This is a genomic window from Escherichia sp. WS568, assembly GCF_046486085.1.
GTDB lineage: Bacteria > Pseudomonadota > Gammaproteobacteria > Enterobacterales > Enterobacteriaceae > Escherichia > Escherichia coli.
This window is the reverse complement of the sequence record NZ_JBJQMC010000061.1, coordinates 1-1,819: the sequence shown is the minus strand read 5'-3', so window position 1 is coordinate 1,819 and position 1,819 is coordinate 1. Positions and strand designations below refer to the sequence as shown.

At 52.2% G+C, this 1,819-nt stretch carries 2 protein-coding genes; one reads left to right on the top strand and one right to left on the bottom strand.

Annotated features, from left to right (window positions below):
• Positions 1-717 precede the first annotated feature (717 nt).
• A complete protein-coding gene (locus ACJHWR_RS25185) occupies positions 718-918 on the bottom strand; it encodes a hypothetical protein (protein WP_001297900.1) in 201 nt (66 codons plus the stop codon).
• A 199-nt stretch (positions 919-1,117) separates the two neighbouring features.
• Here ACJHWR_RS25185 and ACJHWR_RS25180 point away from each other — a divergent pair, with 199 nt between their 5' ends.
• Complete coding sequence (locus ACJHWR_RS25180; protein ID WP_000221530.1) at positions 1,118-1,687, top strand: inovirus Gp2 family protein; 570 nt, start codon at positions 1,118-1,120, stop codon at positions 1,685-1,687.
• Positions 1,688-1,819 lie beyond the last annotated feature (132 nt).

Here is a 1,819-nt window from a genome sequence, read left to right as displayed (position 1 = left end):
CCTAAGAGAGTAAATCTCTCCGGTAACAGAGCGCTGTGAAGCATTCTGTATCAGAGTGCAGATACATGAACGCTGATGCGTAAAATCAGCAGTGACACGCCAGCTCCCCCTATGCCCATTCCTGTATAAGACATGAACTGAGTGTATTAATGCTTCTGCCCTGAGACTGAGCCGGTGAGTGAGGGGCTGAGAAATCCCTCTTGACACAGCTCTAACCAGAAATACTTCCCCGGTTGTTGCGGTGCGTCCGGATCCCCGATAACGGAACACTAAGGCTGTATTGCGGGACACCGGGTAAGTAGCAGCCCGTAAGGCGTTCTGTCAACGCCAGAAAAAATGATTTCCCACACGCGTTATAGACTCACTCCTGTGGACCTGGAAGCCCGTAACTCTGCGGTTGCCCACTGACTGACGGAACTGACCGCAAATTTTACGAGTGCGTGCTGGGCTTCAGTCTGGTCACCTGAGCGTTCGGTAACGGAGGCGCGGGCGGTAATAGGCTGATTTTCAGGTATTACCGGCTTACAGCGTGTGGTTGATATTGAGGGGCTGTGAGTTTCGCGTATTTGTCAGAAACCCAGACGAGTTTTCCTGTATGGGACGAAATAAGGCAGCGGCAATACCTGGAAAAATTTAATATGGTATGAAGGAGAACCTGTCGGTTACGCTTAATATACCCGGTACACTGTCAGCTCAGGGGATACATGAACCGTTATCTCACCAGCTACACAGTATATACACACTGACGCTGACAGTAGTCAGCAGGACCACAATAATCAGTGCCAGCAGTATGGTAACGATACGGTCTGTATTCCGGTAATAGCCGAAGGGGTCGACAGAACCACAATACGGGCAACACACTGTATTATGAGTAATCGCGTTTCCACAGTCCCTGCACTTCTTTTTGCGTATCACCATCACTCCCTCCTCACAGCCTTACCCGTAACCGGTTTTTTACATTAAAAAAACAACGCTGAAAATTCAACCGTCAGTCCGGAGACGACCGTTCGGGTTATCACAGAGTGCCTGAGACAGTGTCCTGCCGGAGGTCACTTCAGGGACTCTGCGCATTTTTTACGACGTGGCTATTCCGTATGAACCATACGGAGATTTAACCATGACCTACAAATACAACCCCTTCTGGCAGCAACGTATTCGTGAGACGGTGCGGCACGCACTGAATGTTCATCCCCGCCTGACGGCATTGCGGGTTGACCTGCGTTTCCCGGATGTACCGGCAGCAACGGACGCAGCTGTGATATCCCGCTTCATCAATGCCCTGAAAGCCCGAATCGACGCTTACCAGAAACGTAAGCATCGGGAAGGTAAACGCGTGCATCCCACAACCCTGCATTACGTCTGGGCCCGGGAGTTTGGGGAGTGCAAAGGTAAAAAACACTATCACCTGATGCTGCTGGTTAACCGGGATACCTGGTGTCGTGCCGGTGATTACCGTGCTCCGGGATCACTGGCCGGGATGATTAAACAGGCGTGGTGCAGTGCCCTGGGAGTGGATGTCGGGTGCCATGCCACGCTGGTGCATTTTCCGGCCTGGCCGGCGGTGTGGCTGGAACGCGATGATGACACTGGCTTTCAGCAGGTGCTGGAACGTGCTGACTATCTGGCGAAGGAACATACCAAAGCTCACTGCACCGGTGAGCGCAATTTTGGCTGTAGCCGGAGTTGAGCACGACTGGCGCGCCAATACCCGGCAAACCAAAAGTATGGGTTGTTGTCTGGCGGCAACGATGTATCCACTCGCCCACTGACTGTTTTTTACGTCAGTGTTCCATTGTGTGACAACCACAGTGCTGTAACA